The organism is Kineococcus gurbantunggutensis, from assembly GCF_050871925.1.
In the GTDB taxonomy this organism is placed as follows: Bacteria; Actinomycetota; Actinomycetes; order Actinomycetales; family Kineococcaceae; genus Kineococcus.
The window spans coordinates 18,168-38,262 of record NZ_JBJLSG010000024.1 but is presented as its reverse complement, the minus strand read 5'-3'; the positions used below and the strand labels follow the sequence as shown (position 1 = coordinate 38,262).

Sequence of the window (20,095 nt, the reverse complement as noted above, 5' to 3'; positions counted from 1 at the left end):
GGCCGATCCTCAGGCGCCAGCCGCAAACCGCCGGGGGCTGGCCGGCTGCATCTCGCGGACAGCTGCTGAGCTGGTGGGCTCGAGCGTCTGCCCGGGGATGCGTGGGTGCAGGCGGCGACCGCTCGTGCAACCGGAAGCACCTGCGCCGGCTCGCATCGAGGTCTGCCCGGGCGCTGCACGCTCAGGTGCTCCCCACCCGGGTACTTCACGGGTGAGACCGGCGCTGACCGTTGCGCCGTCCAGGTGGTCCTGCACCGCTGCGGCCAGAGCGTGCTGGTGGCAGCGGAGTGGCCAGCGGCGCCGCTGCGTGAGGGTGCGCGGCCGGCGCTTCAACGCTGCCGAAACTGCTCTCACTCTGTTAATTCCAACCAAGGGCATGGAACCCCCCCCGGCCGATTCACCTACGTGGAGCAGGCGAAGCCTTCGGTTCACACGTTGGGAGCAACGCAGAAACCCGTGCGTTGCTGACGCTCACCTGCCGAAGAGGTGAGCGGCGACAGCGTCCGTCATGACGGTGGTGATGGCCGTGGTCACGACGCGCGGGCTGAGGGCTCCAGCTCGGCTGCCCAGCTCAGGCCAGGGCCGGCGCCTTGAAGATCTGCCGCTGGTGCCAGCGCAGGTGCTCCGCCGCCGGCGGCACCCGCCCGGGCCGATCCATCGCCAGCAGGCGCTGGTGCAGCTCGTAGACGCTGCGCGCAGCGGCGGAGCGGGCGGTGAAGGCGGCGGAGACCTGCACCCGCAGCTGAGTCGTCACGCCCAGCACGCCGCGGTCGAAGAGCTTGTGGTGCAGGCTGCACAGCGCCAGGCCGTTGTCGGCCTCGTCGGGGCCGGAGAACTGGAACCAGCGCACGTGCGCGGCCTCCAGGCCGACGGGGGCGTGCAACAGCTGCCCGTCGAAGCCGCAGAACGCGCACGAGCGCTCCCACGCCTGCAGCACCTCCCGGCGCCAGGCGGCGCTGCGCTTGCGCTCGGTGGGGGAGCGGCGCGCGTCGTCGGCCAGCAGCCCCGCCGCACCAGATGCGCCAGGTGCGTCAGGTGCGCCAGAGGTGGCAGAGGTGCTGTCCGTGCCACTGCGCTGCTCGAGCTGCGGCAGCTCCAGGGTGTCCGCGTCCAGGCCGATGGCGGCCAGGACGTCGGGCGCGACGGTGGGCGCGAAGTTGGTGCTGGCCAGCTCGTGCACGGCTTGCAGCGCCACGTGCGGGTGCGCCAGCAGCCACGCCTGCAGCGCGGGCTCGAGCCGGCCGACGACCGCCTGCTCCTCCAGCGGCTTGACGCGGTCCATGGGCACGTCGGGAGTAAGCGTCCAGAAGCCGTCCGAGCGCAGCCGGGTGAAGGGGTAGGCCGCCGACTGCACGGGGCTGGTCTTGCTGGTGGGGCCGAACTCGGTGATCAGGGCGGCCAGCTCCCGGCGGGCTTCCAGCCAGGTGATCGCGCTGGTGCCGGTGCTCAGCAGCCGAGCCAGGGCGAGCATCACCAGCAGCGGCTTGTGCGGGGCGCGCAGGCCGTTCTGCTGGTACTGGCGCAGCGTCAGCAGCCGCTGCAGCGCCGCCGGCTGCCCCGGCCCTGGTACGGAGGGCCCTGGTACGGAGGGCCCTGGTACGGGCGGTCTGGCGGGTGGCTGCTGGCTCACTCGCACACCGTGCCGTCACCGTCGGCGTCGCGGTAGAAGCCGTACTCGGGGTCCTGTCCCTGAACGTAGGGGCCGTAGCCGGCGGCGTTGGCGGCCTTGCAGGTGCCGAAGTCCGGATCCGTCCCCGCACCGGCCGCGGGTTCGGGGTCAGCGGGTGCGGGGTCAGCGGGTGGCGGGTCGGCTGGAGCAGGCGCGGCAGGTGCCGGGGCAGGTGCCGGTGCTGCAGGAGCCGGTGCCGGAGCTGCGCTGCCCCCGCCGCTGGCTGGCGCCGCGGCCGGGCTGATGGGCACCGGCTGGTCCGGGCAGGAGGCCAGCACCCCGGCGATGGCGTCGCGCTCGGCGGCGGTCACCCACAGCCCCCAGGTGGCCTTCAGCGCCACCTGCCGTGCGACGTAGGTGCAGCGGTAGGCGCGGTTGGGCGGCAGCCAGGTGGCCGCGTCCCCGTCGCCCTTCTGCCCGTTCAAGGGACCGTCGACGGCCAGCAGCTCCAGGCCGTCGTTGGCGAAGGCGACTCGCTTGGCCACCTCCCACTGCTGGGCGCCCTTCTGCCAGGCGTCGGAGAGGGCCACGACGTGGTCGATCTGCACCGCTGAGGAGGTGTCCTGCCCGCGCACGAAGGTGATGGTCGTGCCGCTGTAGGGGTCGGCAAGGGTGCCGGTGGCGACGACGCAGTCGCGGGTGCCGGGCTTGAAGCTCTCGTCGATGAGGTCCCGGGCCAGGACGTCGTTGCGGGAGTCGCAGCCGTTGTGGTCGGTGTCGATCCAGCCGTCGCCGAACTGATCACGGCTGTAGCCGGTCTTCGGTGCCCGGCCCTTCACCTCCAGCGTCTCCAGGATGGCCAGGGCGCTCTGCGCCTGCGCGCCGCCGGCCGGCGCCCCGGCTGCGGGTGCGGGTGCGGCGCTCGCGGGCGGCTCAGCCGGGACGGAGGTGGCAGCGGGGACAGGTGCACCCGGCGGAGGGCTGGCCGGTGAGCTCGTGCCGCTCGCTCCTGCGGGCGAGGAGCTGGCCGCGGTCGTGGAGGTGCCGGGCGTGCACCCGGCGAGCAGGACCGCCGCCACGGCGCCGGCTGCAGCCGCAGCACTCACGCGGCGGCGCGGGGAGGGCCACGTCGTCACTCCTCCACTCTTACAGGCTGACGCCGACAGCAGCGGCGGCACGGCCGCGGCCGCCACGCCGGACCACGCCTGCCTCCCCGTGCTCCCAGGAGGCGCCACCTAGGGCCGAAGAGGGTGCGGCCGGCGGTCGGACGTAGGAGGTGGGTGAGGGCTGCGGGGGGAATGCCGGTGCGGTGCCGGTGCTTGTAGAGGGTGATCGACCTGCTGCATGTCCCCGGGCCTCACCTTCAGCCACCTCGAGTGGCCACTCGCCGAGAGGCGACTGCCGGGTCGATCAGCACGTGCGCGGCCGCTGGGTCCTTGGACCCGGCGGCCGTCGTGCGTTCCGACGCGCTGGGGGCCGTGCGCGTCGCGGGCCGCACGCGCCGGGGTGGGGCGTGCGGCGCTCAACGCAGCACCTCCACGTCCTCCCCGAGCACCTGCAGCAGCGCGGGCAGCTCGCGCGCGCGGGGACGCACCAGGTGCGCGGTGCGCGCGGCCCGCAGCAGCGGCAGGTCGGCCAGGCTGTCGGAGTAGGCGTGCTCCACGGGCAGCTCGAGGCCGGCTGCGAGCAGGGCGCGCACCTTGGCCTGGCCGCGGGCGGGCACGGCGTGCGGCAGGCGCCAGCGGTGGGCGGTGAACGTGCTGGCCACGACCTGGAGGTCCTGAAGCCCCAGGGCGTCGCAGAGCGCGCGGGCCAGGGGCTGTGCGCAGCCGGTGGCGACGACGACGCGGTTCCCGGCGGCCCGGTGCTCGTGCAGGCGAGCCAGCGCCAGGTCGATGCGCCGGCCGCCGGCGACACCGGCGTGCTCGGCGGCGAAGGCGCGCACCAGCTCCTGCAAGCGCTCGGGGTGCAGGCCGACGGTGGCCGCCCAGACGACGAGGCGCTCGGCGTGGATCCGGCCGGTGCGCCGGGCACCGAGGGCCAGCCACGCCGGGGCGCTCAGGACCACCAGGGCCAGGCGGGCGGGGGAGCGGCGCAGCAGGTGGCTCAGGAAGCGGGCGAAGGAGTCGGTGGCGAGCAGGGTGTCGTCCAGGTCGAAGACCACGCACGGCTGCCGGGGCACCCGGCGACCACTAGGAGTGGGCGGACAAGGGCCGGGCGGCGGGTCACGGGCACGGTGGGTTCACCGGTTGGTCGCGGGCATCGAGCAAGCGCTCGATGGCGGGGACCGCCTCGCTCAACCGGCGCAACACCGGCGTGGTGCGCCCGAGGCGAGCGAGGCCGCGCTGCAGGGCGCTGCCCATCGCGCGCTCGCAGACGACGACGTCGGCGTAGGCGGTGGCAGTGGACAGGTAGAGCATGTCGTTCAGGTCGTCCGGCTTCCAGGTCAGGCCCCGGTTGAGGTGGCGCTCGTGCAGGACCTCGCGGAACAGTCCCAGCGTGGGCAGGGCCGAAAGCCGGGTGGGGTGCTGCCAGAACCACTCGCTCATCTACGTCGTGGTGATGCCGCTGGACCGGGCCTCTTCCGCCAGCTCCCGCTGCAGGTCGTGCAGGAGCAGGGCGTCGACGGACTTCCGCTTCTGCTGGGAGTCGCGGGGTTCATGATCCAGCCAGTCCGAGAACTGCTGGTTGCTCTGCGTCCAGCCGGTCGGCGGGGTGGAGGGGATGTGGTTCCGGTCGAGCATGAGGTCGATGGACACGGTGGCCGACAGCAGCGCCTCGTAGGCGGCCGCGAAGTCGGGCGGGAAGTCCAGAGGTGCCTCGGTGGAAGGCCCACCGCGCGCAGGACCGTGCAGCACGCCCGGCACCAGACTGACGACGGAGCGCGCGCACGGTGCGGGCCCGCCGAGGAACACCTGCTCGTAGGAGGCCCGGATCTCATCGCGGCGCACCTGCAGCGGGTCGCGCAGCTGCCATCCACGGCTGAGCTGCAGGATGGTCAGCCCGAGCCGGTACCGGGCGGCGTCATCGGGCCACTTCGTCGTCTCGTGGTAGTGCCCGGAAGAGGCCGGCAGCACCAGGGCGCCGCTGTGGGCCGGCTCCGCCAGCCGCAGCGCCGCCTAGCGATCCTCGACGGGGATCCGGGAGGACGTGTCGCCGGCCTTGCTCAGCGTGCTCCACTGGTTCTGGTCCAGGTAGACGACGGGCCGGCCGGCGAGCTGCTCGTCGTCATCGCCGGAGGGCAGCTCGAAGACGACGGCGTCCCCGGTGACGGTGATGGCGAGCAGCGCCGCTCCCGTGAAGCTGGCGTCCGTGGGGGCCCAGTGCAGGCTCGCCACCGTGCTGGTCTCACGAAACGGTGACGCCTGCAGCGGGAAGCGGGCTTGCCTGCCGTCCGCGCGCAGGAATGTGACCGAGGAGTCGTCACGGCTCATGGTGACGCCGACGATCGGCAGCCCGGACTCAGCGTCCTTCACACCTCGATCCTCGCGCCTGCACGCTCGTCAGCGGGCACTACGCCGCAGGTGCCCGGTGCTGCGGGCGTGGAGCACCGAGGAGCAGAGGGCCGCGGCGACGGCCGCGACCAGCCAGCCGACGTCGGAGAAGATGCTGGAGCTGGTGCCCGTCTCGTCCGCGCGCACACCGCCGGCTGCGGTGATGACGACCCAGGCGCCCAGCAGGAGCAGGCCCACCAGCGCGCTGGCCAGCACGGGCGGGCGGCGCGGGGAAGCCGTCAGGGTCACCAGCAGGGCCAGCAGGACCACCAGGCCGCCCAGGGGCAGCGCGGCCAGGGCGGCGAGCAGGGGGATCTCCACGCCGGCACTCTGGTGCAGCTCCCGGTGGCCGGGGGGTGGCCGACAGGGTGCTGCTCGGGGTCTTCACGAGTCCTGCCCGTCGTGGTCGCGCACCCGACGGCGACGGCGACGACGGCGAGGAGCGGTGGCCGGGACCCTAGTGGGCTCAAGTGTTGACGGTGTCGGCGACGAAGCCCAGGTCGTCGTCCTCGACGACCTGCCACGCCTCTGGACCGGGCGCGGCCAGCACCTGCGGCGGCGCAGCAGGCGCTGACGGTGGGGCCCGACTGCGGCGGTGGTCATGCGCCGGGCGGACGGGCAGCCGCGGTGCTCCGGCCCCCAAGACCAGGTCAGCTCGCTTCGCGCAGGGGCTCCGGTGGCCGCGCGCCGGCCGTGGACGGTCACCGACTGCCCGGATCGGCTTCGATCAGCCTCGATCGGAACTCGCTGTTCGCACGGCTGTCACACCGCGGAAACAAGGCCGCGCGAGCGTGCAGTGCGCTCGCTCACAGGCCGCGCACAAGCACCGAGCAGCCGCGGCAGATCGAGTCCGCGGGTGCCTCCACGCCGAAGGAGTCCACCTTGTCGTCTGATCACTGGAGCTCGGTCCGCCGACGCAGCATCCTCGGCGCGGGCCTGTCAGCTCCGCTGGCGGCCGGCGCCGCCGCACCGGCCCACGCCCAGGGAACCGGAGCGAGGCGACGACCCGGCGGATCCAGGCCCCGGTGGGACCACCACCTGCGGGCGAGTGCCGACACCCTGCACTGGGGTGGCTTCCCGATCGACTGGGAACCGGCCCTGACCATCACCTCGGGGCAGACCGTGCGCGTCGACCTGCTCTCCCACCAGGGCGCGACCCAGGAGATCCACCCCGTGGAGTACTTCGCGGCCTTCGGCGCCGGGCCGGAGGCGGTCCTGCCCGATGCCGTCGACTTCTGGCAGAGCAGAGCCGAGCGCCAGGCCTCCGGCAGGCAGTACGGCGGACACGTGCTGACCGGGCCCATCTACGTCGAGGGCGCAGAACCCGGCGACACCCTCGCGATCGACATCATGGACGTGCAGACGCGAGCGCCGTACGGGTTCAACAACACCGCCCCGGAAGGTGGTGTCATGGCGACCTTCTACCCCGGCTGGCGCGAGGGCGACACGGGTCTGGACATCCCCGCCGAGATCCCCCCGGACATGCCGGCAGGGGTGTGGCCCGACGTGCGCACCCACATGTACCGGGTCGGCCCCCACCGCGGCCAGGACGTCGTCTTCTTCTCCGACGGCCTGAAGGTCCCGGCCCGGCCCTTCCCCGGCATCATCGCGGTCGCCCCGCAGAGCGGGGTGTTCATCGGCAACACCGAGGACGCGCCGCCGCCGGCCACGGGGGTGCAGAACTCCACCCCGCCGTGGACCTTCGGCGGCAACATGGACGTGCGCGACCTGTGCTCGGGCTCGACGCTGTACCTGCCGGTGTTCCAGCCCGGCGCCCAGGTCTTCATGGGTGATCCGCACAGCGCCCAGGGCGACGGTGAGGTCAGCGGCACCGCCGTGGAGCACTCCTGCGTCGGCAACTTCCGCATCACCGTGGTGAAGGACGTCGAGACCGAACTGCCCTGGGCCGAGAACGAGACGCACTGGATCATGATGGGCATCCACTGGGACCTCGACCGCGCCATGCGGATGGCGGTGGAGAAGACCGTCGACTTCCTGGTGACCACGCAGGGCCTCACGGTCCCCAAGGCCTACTCCTTCGCCTCGATCGCGGTGAACTACCACAACGCCGAGGTCGTGGACCGCACCCAGGTCGTCACCGGCTACATCCCCAAGGACGTCTTCGAGCGTCGCCGTTGACGACGGGCCGGTGCAGGAGCTGGTGCGAGGCTCCGGGGAGTCGCGGGGGGCCGGGAGCGATCTGGTCCCCACGGCTGCCCGGCCCGGCGCTCGAGCCCGCCAGCTGATCACCGGTGGTGGCGGGGTCGGCTGCAGCTGACCCCGCCACCACCGCTGGCGCAGCGTGAGCGCAGCGGCCGGCCACGCCGTGAGGACCGAGCGGTGATCGACAGCGTCGCCGTCGTGCCGTCCGCGGGCGCCGGCGGAGTGCAGCTCCCCGGCACCCGGGAGTGCCCCGCCCGAGCGCGCTCAGCGACGGCTCGGGACGCAGGTGCTGGCGCCGGCTGCGCGAGTCGCAGCGGACCGGCGCGGGGTGCGAGCGCCACTGCCCGGCGCGCCCGACGGTCAGGATCGTCCGCGCCCTGCGAGTACGTCCGCGCCCGGCGACTGCCCGCCACGGGAACCGATCCCTCGGCTTGTTACGCTGATCTTGTGCTGTCGTCGATCGGCTCGCCCGAGGTCGAGACGCGCCACGGCGGTTCGCACCTCCCGCGATCGATCGACGAGGAGACTTCCGTGCAGCAGGCCGCAGCGCTCGCGAGGACTTTCGGCTCCGACGAGTCCGCGCCGTGCCGAACCCTCGACCGCCTGAGGCTCCTCGACGCTCGTGACACCCGCGTGGACGACCAGGTGCTGTGCGCGCAGGGCGGTGCGCGGGTCCAGCTGCCCACCGCTGCCGGTGCGCTGCGCACGACCGCCGACGGCTCGTGGACGCGGGGACAGGGCTGGGAGCCGCTTGCAGCTACCTGGGCCAACCCCAATGACGACGACGACGCCGACGCCGACGGCGACGCCGACGCCGCGGTCCGCGAGTCGCGGGTGCCGGCGTGAACGGCCACCCGGTGCCCAGTGCGGCGCGAGCAGCACGGAGTGGCGGCACCACGGTCGAGATCTGCCTGGACGACGTGCAGGGCGCGCTCATCGCGCAGGAGTGCGGCGCTGCCCGCATCGAGGTCTGCGCCGCGCTGTCCGAGGGTGGGCTGACCCCCAGCACCGGTCTGCTCAGCGCGATCCTGACGCGGGTGTCCCGGCTAGAGGTCAGCGTCCTGGTACGTCCGCGCGCGGGGAACTTCGCCTACTCGGCAGCCGAGGTCGACGTCCAGCTCGCCGACATCGACGCGATCCGTGCCCTGCCCGTGCCGAACGGGGTGCGCCTGGGCGTGGTCGTCGGCCCGCTGCGCGCCGACGGGAGCGTGGACACCGACGTGCTGCAGCGCCTCGTGGCAGCCGCCGGTGACCTTCCAGTGACCTTCCACAAGGCCTTCGACACGCTGCAGGACCTGCCCGGTGCGCTGGAGATCCTCATCGACGCCGGGGTGAGCCGGGTGCTCACCTCCGGTGGCGCCCGCAGCGCACTGGAAGGCGCACCGGTCCTGGCTGACCTCGTCGCCCGTGCGGGTGAGCGCATCGAGGTGATGGCCGGTGGGGGAGTGCGCGCCCACAACGCCGCCGACCTCGTCGCCCGCACCGCGGTCCCGGCGATCCACTTGCGCGCTGCTGAGCCCGTGCCTGCATCGAGCGCCCCGTCGTCGAGCGCGGTCAGCTACGACACACCCCTGCTGGCCACGGCGTGCGGACCCGTGCATGCCGTGGTCGCCGCCGTGGCCGGCCGGTGAGCGCGCTGCCGCTGACTCTCGTGATCGGCGCCGGCGGCTCCTGAGCGGCGGGGCGGTCCTGCACGTGCAGACGCCCTCCGGCACGTGCCAAAGCACTGCCGGAGGGGCCGGGTCCAAGGGGCACCAGCGCTGAGGGTGCGCGAGCGGGCATGCGCGCGCTGGGCGACGTGGCCCAGCGCGGCGGGCGCGCCGTGTCAGGCGGCGCAAGCCTGGCAGCGCTGCACGATCACCGCACCCCACCACCTCCCTCACCCCGTCGCTCCCATCGGACCCGCCTGCGCCGGCTCGGTCCACGTCCGAGCCTTGCCCGGTGCAAGGACCAGGGCCGCTGCCGCGGTCCGGTCCCCGTGGACACGCCGCTGCCCGCGTCGGTGCTCGCACCGCACCGGTGCGCCGTGGTCCTGCTGGCAGGACTCCCGCCGACGCGGTGGTGCTGGCGCGCGGGCAGCACCACGAAGTAACTTGATTCGCAGTTGGAAGAAGTCGGGCCAGAGCGCCACCGCCACTCGCCGTACCGCTGGAGGATCCATGTCGTCGTCGAGGCAGCCCGCGCAGGCGTCGGCGCGCGAGCGGGACGGCGCCTTGACCGCGCGGCTGCTGACGCTGGTGTCCTCCGGGCGCGCCACCTCGCGCAGCGAGCTGGCGCGTGAGCTCGGCGTGGCCGCCTCCACGATCTCCGCGCGCGTGCAGGACCTCATCGAGGCCGACGTCGTGCAAGAGGTGGGCAGCGGCCCCTCCAGGGGCGGACGGCGCCCTCGCCTGCTGCAGCTGAAGGGCGAGGGCGGTGCGGTCCTGGTCGCCGACCTCGGGGGCAGCCACGCCCGCATCGCAGCGATGGACCTGACCGCTCGCCTGAGCCACGTCAGCGAGGTGGCCGCGCCGGTGGCCTCCGGCGCCGGTCCCGAGGTCGCGCTCGAGATCGTCGCCGAGGCCTTCGACGCGTTGCTTCAGCAGGCCGCGGGTGTGCGCGTCCGCGGGGTGGCGCTGGCCCTGCCCGGACCGGTCGACGTGCAGCGCCAGTGGGTCGAGAGCCCCTCGCGCATGCCGGGTTGGCACCGCTTCCCCGTCGGTCGGTGGCTGAGCGAGCGCTTCCAGGTGCCGGTGCTGGTAGACAACGACGCGACGCTGATGGCGTACGGCGAGCACGCGAGCGCCGCCCAGCCGCTGCAGCACAGCATCACCGTCAAGGCCGGCTCGGCCATCGGCAGCGGCATCGTCGTCGACGGCAGCGTCTACCGGGGTGCCGACGGAGCCGCCGGCGACTTCACCCACGCCCGGGTGCGCGCCGCCGCGGAGCGCCCGTGCTCGTGCGGCAACACCGGCTGCCTGGAGACCATCGCCAGCGGCGCGGCGATCGTCCAGGAGCTGCGTGCGCATGGGCGCCAAGTGGGCGACACCGCAGCGGCCATCGCCTTGGCGCGCGAGGGTGATCCCGCGGCCTCCACCCTCATCCGCAGCGCCGGGCGCCACCTGGGCGAGGTCCTGTGCACGGTGGTCAACTTCTTCAACCCGCAGGCCATCTTCCTCGGCGGGGGGATGTCCACCCTGGAGCCGTTCGTCGCGGCCGTGCGCAGCCAGGTGTACGAGGGCAGCCACGCGCTGGCCACCAAGCACCTGATCATCGCTCAGGCCGCCACGGGCGCCGACGCGGGCCTGGTGGGAGCCGGCCGCCTGCTGCTGCAGCAGGTGCTGCACACCCCCGCGGCGTCGCCGGAGCACCGCGACCCCGAGATCGGCGACCTGGCCGGGCACCGCTGACGCGGGGTCCTGTGACCCTCACGGCCAGCCGGTCTGGAATTCGATCACCCCGCTTGCTTCGGGAATCGCAAGAAGTGACCAGACTTGTTGTTTCAGGGTAGTTAACTTCGTGGGTTCCTCGTTGCCACCGGCTCGGGTGCCCGCCTAGCGTGAGAACCGCAGGCGCACCACCACCGACCCGCGGATCGCCGTGGCCGTCGTCGTGGTCGTCGTTCAGGCCTCCCGCTGCACCACCACCAGGAGTTGGCATGGCTTCTCTGCGAAACCACCCCCGGCGCGCGCTGTCCGCCCTCCTGCTCGTGGGGGCCCTGGGTCTCACCGCCTGTACCGGGGGCTCGGTCCAGGACAGCGCCGCCGGCGCAGAGGCCACGGGCCAGGCCCTCGAGGGCGGGACGGCGAGCTACGCGCTGCCGGCGAACTCCACGCCCAACTGGATCCTGCCGCTGATCACCTCGGGCAAGACGGCCACCTACAACACCTCGGTGCGCATCGCCCTGTGGACCCCGCTGTACTCCTACACCGCCGAGAGCGGCCAGCTCGGTGTCGACCTCAAGGGCAGCCTGGCCTCGGCCGAGCCGACCTGGTCCCAGGACGGCCTGACGGCCACCATCACGCTGAACGAGCAGTCCTGGAGCGGTGGAGCTGCGGTGACCAGCCGCGACGTGGAGTTCTGGTTCAACCTGGTCAAGGCCAACACCGCCTCCTGGGCTCCTTACGTCAGGGGCAACTTCCCCGACAACGTCTCCACCTTCACCGCGATCGACGACAAGACGTTCAGCTTGACCTTCGACCAGGCGTACAACCAGCAGTGGGTCAACGCCAACCAGCTGACCTTGATGTACGCCCTTCCTCAGCAGGTGTGGGACAAGACCGCCGCCGACGCCGCCGTGGGCGACTACGACCGCGACCCGGCAGGCGCTCAGCAGGTGTGGACCTACCTCACCGAGCAGGCGGCCGACTTGGAGACCTACGCCACCAACCCCTTGTGGAAGAGCGTCAACGGCCCCTTCACCCTCAAGGAGTTCACCAGCACCGGACAGGTCACCCTGGCCAAGAACCCCGACTACACCGGCCCGGACGCGGCCCACCTGGACGAGGTGCGGTTCCTGCCCTTCACCTCCGAGGACGCCGCCTTCAACGCGGTCCTGTCCGGCGACGTCGACTACGGGTACATGCCCATCGCCTCCCTCAGCCAGAAACCGCGCATCGAGCAGGCCGGCTACCGCGTCGAGAACTGGAACGGCTGGGCCATCAACTTCGCGCCCTACAACTTCAACGACGCCGACGCCGGACCCTTGTTCAAGCAGGACTACATCCGCCAGGCCATCCAGAAGTCGGTGGACCAGGAGAACATCTCCAGCGTCATCTGGAAGGACACCGCAGTGCCCACCTACGGGCCCATCCCGCAGACCGAGGCCGCAGCGGACTACCTCTCGCAGCAGCAGAAGGAGAACGCCTACGCCTTCGACACCACCGCCGCGCAGGAACTGCTGACCGAGCACGGGTGGAGCATCGGTTCCGACGGCATCGCGACCTGCACCTCGCCGGGCACCGCGCAGGACCAGTGCGGCGAGGGCATCGGCGCCGGCAAGCGGCTGGAGTTCGAGATGTACAGCCAGAGCGGCTCCACCGAGACCGACAACATGATGCAGGAGCTGCAGTCCTCCCTGGCCAAGGCCGGGGTGGCGATGAGCATCCGCACCGCACCGCTGAACACGGTCCTGGCCGACAGCAAGCAGTGCGCGCCGGGGGCGCAGTGCTCCTGGCAGAGCTCCTTCTTCGGCGCCCGCGGCGCCTGGTACCTGCAGGCCTACCCCGTGACCGACCGGCAGTTCTCCACCGCCGGCACCGGCAACTTCGGCAGCTACAGCAACACCCGGACCGACCAGCTTGAATCCGCGGCCCGCACCAGCAACGACCCCGCGGCGCTGCAGGCGGTGTCGCAGCAGCTGGCCACGGACCTGCCGGTGATCTGGCTGCCGGAGCCGGTGTACCAGGTCTCGGCGATCGATCGGAAGCTGCAGGGCGTCTCGCAGGACCCGCTGGCCGTGGTGCACCCCCAGCGCTGGTACCAGACCCAGTGAGGCAGGGGCCGGATCCTCGGGAAGGAGGTGCGCTGTGAGCAGGTTCCTGCTGCACCGCACCGGTCAGGCGGTCATCGTCGTCTTCGTGGTCACCGTCATCGTCTTCGTGCTGCTGCACTCCCTACCGGGGGGACCGGCCCGGGCCATCCTCGGCATCGACGCCACTCCTGAGCAGATGGCCGACTTCAACACCCGGCAGGGCTTCGACCAGCCCCTGCCGGTGCAGTACCTGCACTACCTGAGCCGGCTGCTGCAGGGCGACCTGGGGGAGTCCTACGCGCTGAACATGAGCGTCGCCGACCTCATCCAGCAGCGGCTGCCCAAGACGCTGCTGCTGACCGCGGTCTCCACGGCCGCCGCCGTCGTCGTCGCCGTGCCCCTGGGAGTGTGGCAGGCGGTCAACCGCAACAAGCCCGGTGACTACATCGTCACCGCCTTGACGTTCCTGGCCTACTCCACCCCGGCGTTCTTCCTGGCCCTGATCGCCATCATCGTCTTCTCCCAGGTCCTGCCGTGGTTCCCCTCGCAGGCTCCGCAGGCCGACACCCTCACCGGCATCCTGGCCGAGCCCGCTGCCCTGGTCCTGCCCGTCCTGACCGGGGCGGTGACGGCGGTGGCCGCCTTCAGCCGGTACATGCGCTCATCGACCCTGGACAACCTGGCTGAGGACTACGTGCGCACCGCCCGGGCCAAGGGCACCCGCGAGCGCGCGGTCATCGGCAAGCACGTGGGCCGCAACAGCCTCACGCCGGTCATCACGATGCTCGGCTACCACATCCCGGTGCTCTTCGGCGGTGCGCTCATCAGCGAGTCGATCTTCAACTACCCCGGGATGGGCCTGGCCTTCTGGAACGCCGCCCAGGTCTCGGACTACCCCGTCCTGCTCGGCGTCGTCCTGGTCATCGCCACCGCCACCGTGCTGGGCTCGCTGCTGGCGGACCTGCTGCAGGCCCTGATCGACCCCCGCGTGAGAGCAGGACGGGCATGAGCGCGACCCTGCCCTCCCCGGCGCCAACGCTGCCCGCACCCCTGCGGCGTCCGGGGGTCCTCAGGCGGTTGCTGAGCCACCGCCTGGCCGCGGCCGGGCTCGTGGTGGCCGCGGCGCTGGTCATCTTCTGCTTCCTGGGCCCGCTGCTGTACCGCACCGACCAGAGCGTCACGGACCTGAGCGCGGCCAGCTTGGCCCCGGGAAGCCCGGGGCACCCGCTGGGCACCGACGAGGTCGGCCACGACGTCCTGGGCCGGCTGATGATCGCCGGGCGCACCTCGCTGATCATTGGCTTGGGCACCGGTCTGCTGGCCACCGTCATCGGCACCGTCTACGGGGCCGTGGCCGGCTACGCCGGCGGCTGGGTCGACTCCGTCATGATGCGCATCGTGGACGCGGGCATCGCCATCCCCGCGCTCTTCCTCCTGCTGGCCGCCGCCGCCATCGTCAAGCCCAGCGTCACCAGCATGGTGGTGATCCTCGGGCTGGTCTCCTGGCTGGTGCCGGCCAGGCTGGTGCGCGCCGAGGCGCTGTCCCTGCGCACGCGCGACTACGTCGCCGCCGTGCGGGCCGTGGGTGGGGGCAGCGCCCGCATCGTCCTGCGCCACATCGTGCCCAACACCGTCGGCACCATCACCGTCAACGCCACCTTCCAGGTCGCCGACGCCATCCTGCTGGTGGCCTACGTCAGCTTCCTGGGTCTGGGCGTGGCCCCTCCGGCCACCGATTGGGGCGGCATGCTCAGCGACGGCGTCGGCAACGTCTACTCCGGCGCCTGGTGGCTCATCTTCCCGCCCGGCATCGCGATCGTCCTGACCGTGTGCGCGTTCAACGTCATCGGCGACGGCCTGCGCGACGCCTTCGAGATCCGGAAGACACGATGAACCACGACGTGCACGCCGCCGCGCGGACACCCCAGGGCACCGGTGCGCCGGTCCTGGCCTTCGAGGACCTGCGCATCGCCTTCGACGGGGAGTCAGGTCCCAGCGAGGCCGTGCGCGGCGTGAACCTGCACCTGCACCGCGGTGAGGTCCTGGCCCTGGTGGGGGAGTCCGGCTCGGGCAAGTCGGTCACCGCCCTGTCGGCCATGGGCCTGCTGGCGCCGGGCGCGGTGCTCAGCGGTGGCGTGCGCGTCGGCGACCTGGACGTCGCGGCAGCCAGCGCCGAGCGGCTGCGGGCCATGCGCGGCAGGGAGATCGGCATGGTGTTCCAAGAACCCATGACAGCGCTCAACCCGCTGCTGACCATCGGCGACCAGATCGGCGAGGCGCTGACCAACCACCGGCGCATGAGCGCCCAGGCCGTGCAGGCCCGCTGCCTGCAGCTGCTGCAGGACGTCGGCATCCCCGATCCCCGCGCCCGCCTGCACGCCTACCCGCACCAGCTCTCCGGCGGCCTGCGCCAGCGCGTCGTCATCGCCATCGCACTGGCCTGCGACCCCGCAGTGATCATCGCCGACGAGCCCACCACCGCTCTGGACGTCACGGTCCAGTCGCAGATCCTCAGGCTGCTGCGCCGGCTGCGCGACGAGCGTGGCACCGCCATCTTGCTGATCACGCACAACATGGGCGTGGTCGCCGACCTCGCCGACCGGGTCGCGGTCATGTACCAGGGCGAGCTGGTCGAGGTGGGATCCGCCGAGCAGGTCCTGCGCCACCCCGCGCACGAGTACACCCGCACGCTGCTGTCGGCGGTGCCGCGGCTGAGCACGGCAGCGCCGCTGCAGCGCGGCGTGCCCGCGCACGCCCCGGGCCTGTTCACCCGCACGTCCGCGCCGGCGGGCAGCCCAGCGAACAGCCCAGCGAACAGCCCAGCGAACAGCCCGGTGGACAGCCCGGTCGACAACGCAGCTGGCGGTTCGGCGGGCGCTTCGACGCCCACCTCGCCGCCCACCCCGGTACCTGGCCCGGAGGTGGAGGCGAGGGCAGGCAGTGCGAGGGGCAAGGGCTCAGCACCAGCACCGCTGGTGCTGGACTTCCAGGGCGTGTCCATCGACTACCGCACCCTGGGCCGCCCTGCCGTGCGCGCCGTCGACGACGTCACCCTCAGCATCCGGCACGGCGAGGTGCTCGGGCTCGTCGGGGAGTCCGGCTCGGGCAAGTCCACCATCGGGCGCTGCGCGCTGGGCCTGCTGCCCGCCTCGCGCGGCAAGATCGCCCTGCTCGGGCACGAGCACGCCACCTTGCGCCGGGCCAAGGGCCGGCGGCTGCGCCGAGGCATCGGTGCCGTCTTCCAGGACCCGGCCTCCTCGCTGGACCCGCGCATGAGCGTGGGCGACTCGGTGGCCGAGCCCATGGCGATCCACGGCGTGCCGGCCCGCGAGAGGCGCGCTCGCGTCCAGCGGCTGCTCGACGAGGTCCGCCTGCCCTCCGGCTGCGCGGAGCGCTACCCGCACGAGATGTCCGGAGGCCAACGCCAGCGCGTCGGCCTGGCCCGCGCCCTGGCCCTGCAGCCGCAGCTGCTCATCGCCGACGAGCCCACCAGCGCCCTGGACGTCTCGGTGCAGGCGACGGTGCTGGAGCTGCTGGCCGAGCTGCAGCGCCTGCACGGCTTCGGGTGCCTGTTCATCAGCCACGACCTGGCCGTCGTGGAGTCCGTGGCCGACCGCGTCGCGGTCCTGGCCCGCGGGCGCGTGGTCGAGCAGGGCCCGACCGCCCGCGTCCTGCACGCACCCCAGCAGGCCTACACCAAGCTGCTCCTGAGCTCGGTCCCGGTGCCGGACCCGATCGAGCAGGCAGCACGGCGCGCCGCCGCCGAGGACGTCCGCCGCGAGTTCGCCGACGCGGCCGTCGTGTGAGGCTGAGGCCCACGCCGGCACCGGCGGGCCCGCCAGGCGGATCAGAAACGACTGACAGGTGGTGAGGCATGTCCTGGCTCGGGCTGGACATCGGTGGAACGACGACCCAAGCGGTCATCTGCGACGACGACCTGGCCGTCGTGGACCAGGTGAGCGCACCCACACCAGCCCTGCGCGGCGGCACGGCGATGCTCGACTGCGCCCAGGCCCTGGCCGAGCGCGTGCGAGATCGCAACCCCCTGGTCCTCATCGGCGCCGGCGTGGCCGCGGCAGGCGTGCTGGACCCCTCCTCAGGACGCATCGTGCGCGCCAGCGACTCCTTCGCCGGCTGGGAGGGCACCGAGGTCGCCGCACGCATCGCTGAGCGCCTGCAGCTGCCGACCGCCGCCGACAACGACGTCAACTGCTTCCTCATCGGCGAGGTCACCGGCGGCAGCCTGCAGGGCGTGCACCACGCCGTCGGCATCACCCTGGGAACCGGTGTCGGTGGCGCCCTGTGGTCCTCCGGGCGCATCCTGCACGGACGTGACGGTGCAGCCGGCGAGCTGGGGCACCTGCCCGGGTACGGCGATGAGCTGTGCAGCTGCGGTCAGCGTGGCCACCTGGAGACCCTGGCCTCAGCCCGCTCGCTGCTGCGCAGGTACCGGCAACGCGCCGGCACCGCCCGCTCGGCGGCCACGAGCGCGGCCGACGTCGCCTCAGCGGCCGAGCGGGGTGACACCAGCGCACGGCAGGTCCTCGCCGAGGCCGGCGCCGCCCTGGGCATGACGATCGTGCAGGTGACCCGGACCCTGGCAGCCGACACCGTCGTCATCGGCGGCGGCGTCAGCGGCGCGTGGCCCTTCCTGCGCCCCAGCGTCCAGCGCGTCCTGGACGAGCACCCGCCCCTGTTCGGACCACAAGCCAACGTCCACGTCGCACCGATGAGCGCGACCGCCGTCGCCGTCGGTGCGGCAGCGCTGTCACGGCTGACCTTCAGCTCCGCGCTGCCTCACCCCGCGACGACCTGACCGCCCCCCGCACCCAGCCACCGCAAGAGCACGGGCGCACCCGTCCCGGCCCCAGAAAGGTCACGACCGTGAACCAACCCGCACTGCGCATCGCCATCGCCGGCATCGCCACCGAATCCAGCACCTTCTGCCTGCACCGAACCACCCTGGAGGAGTTCCACATCGTCCGCGGCCAGGAGCTCCTCGACCGCTACGACTTCCTGCGCGAGCCGGACCTGCCCGCCCACGCCTGGGCGCGCGACATCGAGTGGGTCCCGGTGATGCACGCCCGCGCCATCGCCGGCGGCCCGGTGGTGCCCGAGGACTACGACGCGATGGAGAAGGAGGTCCTCGACGGGCTGGCCAGCGCCGGTCACCTCGACGGCGTCTTCCTGGACATCCACGGAGCCATGGCCGTGGTGGACCGGCTCGACGCCGAGGCGGCGTTCGTCAGCAAGGTCCGCGACGTCGTCGGGGACACGGTCCTGCTGTCGACGTCCATGGACCTGCACGGCAACGTCTCGCGCCAGCTGGCCAGCACCACCGACCTCATCACCTGCTACCGCATGGCCCCCCACGAGGACACCTGGGAATCGCGCGCACGAGCGGCCCGCAACCTCGTCACCCGGCTGCGCGACGGCCGGGGCCGGCCCTTGAAGGCGTGGGTTCAGGTCCCGGTGCTGCTCCCCGGCGAACGCACGAGCACCCGCGTGCAGCCCGCGAAGGGCATCTACGCCAAGGTGCCCGAGGTGGAGGCCATGGATGGCGTCCTGGACGCCGCCATCTGGGTCGGGTACGTGTGGGCGGACGAACCGCGCGATCGCGCGTGCGTCGTCGTCTCCGGCGACGACCCGCAGGTGCTGCGCACGACGGCCGCGCAGCTGGCGCAGAGCTACTGGGACGCGCGAGCCGACTTCGGCCTGGCCGCACCGTCGGCCTCGCTGCAGGACTGCCTGCAGGTGGCCATCACCAGCCCCAAAGCACCGTTCTACATCAGCGACTCCGGCGACAACCCCACCGGCGGTGGCGCCGGCGACGCCTCCTACGCGCTGCAGGTCCTGCTCGCCGATCAGGACCTGGCCCGCTCGGGCAAGCGCACCATCTACGCCAGCATCGCCGACCACCAGGCCGCCCGGGCAGCGGCCGCGGCAGGTGTGGGCGCTACCGTCTCCCTCAGCCTGGGCGGCAAGATCGACACCGCCTCCGCGCTACCGGCCGACGTCACGGGCACCGTCACCGCCCTCGTGCCCGACGACGCCCGCGGCGGCATCCTGGCCGTCATCGCCACGGGCAACGTGTCCGTCATCGTCACCGAGCGACGCCGACCGTTCCACGAGGAGGCCGACTTCCAGCGGCTGGGCCTGGACGCTCGCAGCGGCGCCGACATCGTCGTGGTCAAGATCGGCTACCTGGAGCCGGAGCTGTTCGACATGTCCGCTGACTGGATGCTCGCCTTGACCCCCGGCGGGGTGGACCAAGACCTCCTGCGGCTGGGCCACAAGAGCCTCGGCGGTGATGTCTACCCCTTCAACCCGCTGATGGACCCACCCGTGCTGGAACCGGAGCTCATCAGCTGACGCGCCTGCGCAGCGCCGGGTGGTGGTGCGAGCACCATCAACCGGCGCTCCCGGTGCTCCCAGCGCTACGACTGGTGGCGGTAGGTGCCGGGGCGTCGTTCGGCCAGGTGGTGCAGGGTGCGCCGCGCCCGGGCCACCTCGTGCTCCACGTCGATCAGCACCTCGGCCAGTCCGCCCTTGGACCCGGTGCAGGCCAGCGCGTCACCGCTGGGGCCGACGACCTTGGCCTGTCCCAGGAAGCGCAGGTCGCCCTGGATGCCGGTCTGGTTGGAGGAGATCCAGATGAGCTGGTTCTCCGCGGCGCGGGAGCTGTCGTAGAGGTCGAACAACCGTGATTGGCGGTCGGCGGGCAGGCGGGAGGTGCGGTCGGTCGTGCTGGCCGGCCACGCCGACAGGCACGCGATGGCGTGCGCCCCGGCCAGGGCCAGGCAGCGGGCGGCTTCGGGGAAGGTCTTGTCGTAGTCGATGAGCATCCCCAGCCGCCCCACGGGGGTGTCGCAGGAGCAGAAGCCGTCACCGGCGCCCAGCACCTTGGATTCACCTGCGGGCTGGTGCGCCTTGCAGTGCCGTCCCAGCACGCCGTCCCAGCACGCCGTCCCCGTTGACGCACACGGTGGCGCTGAAGTAGTGCGGATCGCCGTGCACCTCCTCGGCCTCGGTGTAACCCAAGCACACCGTCACCGGTCCCGCGGCCGCGGCGATGGCGGTGATCTGAGGTGCGTCGGCGCGGATGGCCGTCGGGAGCTGGTCGCTGCCGAGATCGCCGCCCATGTCGCCGAGGTAGCTGCCCAGAGTGTCGTTCGGCAGGACCAGCAAGTCGATGCCACTGCGCTGGGCGGCGGCGCCGACGCCCAGCGCCTTTTCCAGTCCTCGTTGGAGGTCACGGTCGACGTGAGTGACGCCGCTCGGCAAGCACGATCGTCGCCGCGTAGTCCCGGCACCTCAAGCGCCTTCCCTGCTAGATCCAGTTGGTCCGCTCCACCGGTAGCCAGCGCACGGTGCTCG

The 20,095-nt window shown here is 72.5% G+C and carries 17 protein-coding genes and 1 pseudogene; 10 read left to right on the top strand and 8 right to left on the bottom strand.

The window, feature by feature from the left end; genetic code table 11:
* Positions 1 to 571 precede the first annotated feature (571 nt).
* The 7 genes from ACRYR7_RS06860 to ACRYR7_RS06830 form a co-directional block, all read right to left on the bottom strand.
* Positions 572 to 1,543: a phosphorothioated DNA-binding restriction endonuclease gene (locus tag ACRYR7_RS06860; RefSeq protein WP_432571341.1), complete on the bottom strand. Its 972-nt coding sequence runs from the start codon at positions 1,541 to 1,543 to the stop codon at positions 572 to 574.
* An 83-nt stretch (positions 1,544 to 1,626) separates the two neighbouring features.
* Complete coding sequence (locus ACRYR7_RS06855) at positions 1,627 to 2,745, bottom strand: GmrSD restriction endonuclease domain-containing protein (RefSeq protein WP_432571329.1); 1,119 nt, start codon at positions 2,743 to 2,745, stop codon at positions 1,627 to 1,629.
* A gap of 386 nt (positions 2,746 to 3,131) precedes the next feature.
* A complete protein-coding gene (locus ACRYR7_RS06850) occupies positions 3,132 to 3,791 on the bottom strand; it encodes a haloacid dehalogenase-like hydrolase (protein WP_432571328.1) in 660 nt (219 codons plus the stop codon).
* Between the two features lie 43 nt (positions 3,792 to 3,834).
* On the bottom strand, positions 3,835 to 4,158 hold the full coding sequence (locus tag ACRYR7_RS06845) for a hypothetical protein (protein WP_432571327.1): 324 nt from the start codon (positions 4,156 to 4,158) through the stop codon (positions 3,835 to 3,837).
* Positions 4,159 to 4,686 (bottom strand): hypothetical protein, encoded by a 528-nt coding sequence (locus ACRYR7_RS06840; protein WP_432571326.1) that lies wholly within the window; start codon positions 4,684 to 4,686, stop codon positions 4,159 to 4,161.
* Positions 4,687 to 4,728: 42 nt separating this feature from the next.
* Positions 4,729 to 5,085, bottom strand: coding sequence for a hypothetical protein (locus ACRYR7_RS06835; RefSeq protein WP_432571325.1), 357 nt, complete (start codon positions 5,083 to 5,085; stop codon positions 4,729 to 4,731).
* 27 nt (positions 5,086 to 5,112) lie between these two features.
* Entirely contained in the window at positions 5,113 to 5,424 is a 312-nt protein-coding gene (locus ACRYR7_RS06830; protein WP_432571324.1) for a hypothetical protein, read from the bottom strand.
* 801 nt (positions 5,425 to 6,225) lie between these two features.
* Here ACRYR7_RS06830 and ACRYR7_RS06825 point away from each other — a divergent pair.
* The 10 genes from ACRYR7_RS06825 (at position 6,226) to ACRYR7_RS06780 (ending at position 19,090) form a co-directional block, all read left to right on the top strand.
* Positions 6,226 to 7,242, top strand: a complete 1,017-nt coding sequence (locus ACRYR7_RS06825; RefSeq protein WP_432571323.1) for an acetamidase/formamidase family protein — start codon at positions 6,226 to 6,228, stop codon at positions 7,240 to 7,242.
* 555 nt (positions 7,243 to 7,797) lie between these two features.
* Entirely contained in the window at positions 7,798 to 8,112 is a 315-nt protein-coding gene (locus ACRYR7_RS06820; protein ID WP_432571322.1) for a hypothetical protein, read from the top strand.
* The gene (locus tag ACRYR7_RS06815; RefSeq protein ID WP_432571321.1) at positions 8,109 to 8,897 is read left to right on the top strand and encodes a copper homeostasis protein CutC; all 789 of its coding nucleotides are present in this window, start codon (positions 8,109 to 8,111) and stop codon (positions 8,895 to 8,897) included. The genes ACRYR7_RS06820 and ACRYR7_RS06815 overlap by 4 nt, the downstream gene beginning before the upstream one ends.
* A gap of 528 nt (positions 8,898 to 9,425) precedes the next feature.
* Complete coding sequence (locus tag ACRYR7_RS06810; protein WP_432571320.1) at positions 9,426 to 10,655, top strand: ROK family transcriptional regulator; 1,230 nt, start codon at positions 9,426 to 9,428, stop codon at positions 10,653 to 10,655.
* Positions 10,656 to 10,903: 248 nt separating this feature from the next.
* On the top strand, positions 10,904 to 12,739 hold the full coding sequence (locus tag ACRYR7_RS06805) for a peptide ABC transporter substrate-binding protein (RefSeq protein ID WP_432571319.1): 1,836 nt from the start codon (positions 10,904 to 10,906) through the stop codon (positions 12,737 to 12,739).
* Between the two features lie 34 nt (positions 12,740 to 12,773).
* Positions 12,774 to 13,727, top strand: coding sequence for an ABC transporter permease (locus ACRYR7_RS06800; RefSeq protein WP_432571318.1), 954 nt, complete (start codon positions 12,774 to 12,776; stop codon positions 13,725 to 13,727).
* Positions 13,724 to 14,611, top strand: coding sequence for an ABC transporter permease (locus ACRYR7_RS06795; RefSeq protein WP_432571317.1), 888 nt, complete (start codon positions 13,724 to 13,726; stop codon positions 14,609 to 14,611). Before ACRYR7_RS06800 ends, ACRYR7_RS06795 begins: the two co-directional genes overlap by 4 nt.
* Positions 14,608 to 16,524 (top strand): dipeptide ABC transporter ATP-binding protein, encoded by a 1,917-nt coding sequence (locus ACRYR7_RS06790; RefSeq protein ID WP_432571316.1) that lies wholly within the window; start codon positions 14,608 to 14,610, stop codon positions 16,522 to 16,524. Before ACRYR7_RS06795 ends, ACRYR7_RS06790 begins: the two co-directional genes overlap by 4 nt.
* 68 nt (positions 16,525 to 16,592) lie before the next feature.
* Entirely contained in the window at positions 16,593 to 17,534 is a 942-nt protein-coding gene (locus ACRYR7_RS06785; protein ID WP_432571315.1) for an ROK family protein, read from the top strand.
* 68 nt (positions 17,535 to 17,602) lie between these two features.
* Positions 17,603 to 19,090 (top strand): M81 family metallopeptidase, encoded by a 1,488-nt coding sequence (locus ACRYR7_RS06780; protein WP_432571314.1) that lies wholly within the window; start codon positions 17,603 to 17,605, stop codon positions 19,088 to 19,090.
* 65 nt (positions 19,091 to 19,155) lie between these two features.
* Here the strand turns inward: ACRYR7_RS06780 and ACRYR7_RS06775 are convergent.
* A pseudogene (locus ACRYR7_RS06775) lies at positions 19,156 to 20,002 on the bottom strand (carbon-nitrogen hydrolase family protein).
* Positions 20,003 to 20,095: the final 93 nt, after the last annotated feature.

Excerpts from the sequence above, each read along its gene's own strand:
- ACRYR7_RS06845 (WP_432571327.1), bottom strand. The coding sequence starts at position 4,158 with ATGAGCGAGTGGTTCTGGCAGCACCCCACCCGGCTTTCGGCCCTGCCC.
- ACRYR7_RS06810 (WP_432571320.1), top strand. The coding sequence starts at position 9,426 with ATGTCGTCGTCGAGGCAGCCCGCGCAGGCGTCGGCGCGCGAGCGGGAC.
- ACRYR7_RS06805 (WP_432571319.1), top strand. The coding sequence starts at position 10,904 with ATGGCTTCTCTGCGAAACCACCCCCGGCGCGCGCTGTCCGCCCTCCTG.
- ACRYR7_RS06795 (WP_432571317.1), top strand. The coding sequence starts at position 13,724 with ATGAGCGCGACCCTGCCCTCCCCGGCGCCAACGCTGCCCGCACCCCTG.
- ACRYR7_RS06790 (WP_432571316.1), top strand. The coding sequence starts at position 14,608 with ATGAACCACGACGTGCACGCCGCCGCGCGGACACCCCAGGGCACCGGT.
- ACRYR7_RS06785 (WP_432571315.1), top strand. The coding sequence starts at position 16,593 with ATGTCCTGGCTCGGGCTGGACATCGGTGGAACGACGACCCAAGCGGTC.